The organism is Oleiphilus sp. HI0132 (assembly GCF_001635845.1).
This window is the reverse complement of the sequence record NZ_LWGJ01000720.1, coordinates 1-958: the sequence shown is the minus strand read 5'-3', so window position 1 is coordinate 958 and position 958 is coordinate 1. Positions and strand designations below refer to the sequence as shown.

1 protein-coding gene and 1 pseudogene are annotated in these 958 nt (G+C 40.7%); both read right to left on the bottom strand.

Features of this window, described 5'->3' with window-relative positions:
- A pseudogene (locus tag A3766_RS08565) lies at positions 1 to 380 on the bottom strand (IS66 family transposase zinc-finger binding domain-containing protein); the annotation flags it as partial.
- 130 nt (positions 381 to 510) lie between these two features.
- A complete protein-coding gene (gene tnpB / locus A3766_RS08560) occupies positions 511 to 858 on the bottom strand; it encodes an IS66 family insertion sequence element accessory protein TnpB (protein ID WP_068510160.1) in 348 nt (115 codons plus the stop codon).
- Positions 859 to 958: the final 100 nt, after the last annotated feature.

The window sequence follows — 958 nt, the reverse complement described above, 5'->3', positions numbered from 1 at the left end:
CAATGACGACAACTATATTTAGGTCGCACATGTTCGATGACTTTGATCTGGGCAGGAATGAATTCAAGCTGCTCGCTTTTATCTTCACCCATGCGATGTAATTCATGACCGCAGTCATCACAGCTTTTGTCTTCGTCTGCCAGGTCGTGAATGATGACGTCGCGTGGTAAGTCTTTGGGTAAAGGTTTACGAACAGGTTTCTTGCGTTCGTAGGTGATGGACTCTTTTTCGGCTTCAGTCGGTTCCGCTTCAGACTCATCTGCTAATTGCTCAAGTTCATTGAATAGCTCGCCCTGACCCGGGTAGCCTTCAGTGCTTTTACCAAATTGTTTATGCTGAGCTAAACGAAACTGCTCAGTAAGATAAGCGATAGTCTCATCTCTTTCTGCGAGAAGTTTCTTCAGTAAAATAGGGTCGTCAGGGAGTGATTCGATGTCTGTTTTCATGCGTGCATTTTAACAAAAAACACGCTAACTTGCTGTTTTTATTTATACTATTTACCTGATTTTATTACATAATATTTTGATAATCGACAGCTTGATGACCGATGACATCATAGCCTTCCAGCAACCAAGACAACTGCTGTTCATTCAATTCTAAACATGCTTCATCAATACGGCTTGGCCATTTGAATTTATCTTTTTCAAGCCGTTTATACCACAAGGCAAAGCCGGTTTTATCCCAATAAAGTATCTTCAATTTATCTTTGGCTTTGTTGCAGAAAATGAACAAGGCACCGCTCATGACGGGAAGATTTATCTCCGACTCAATGATCACAGATAAACCATTAATCGATTTTCTGAAATCGACAAACTGCCGGTGAAGATAAATGCGGGAAGGCTGAACAAACATCTTCATGATAAACCCTTTATCACTCTGACTAAAAAGTCAGGTGATATCGAATCTGGAAAAGTCAGTTCACCTGCTTGTGTGATTAACGTGATGATTTGTTTAGAGC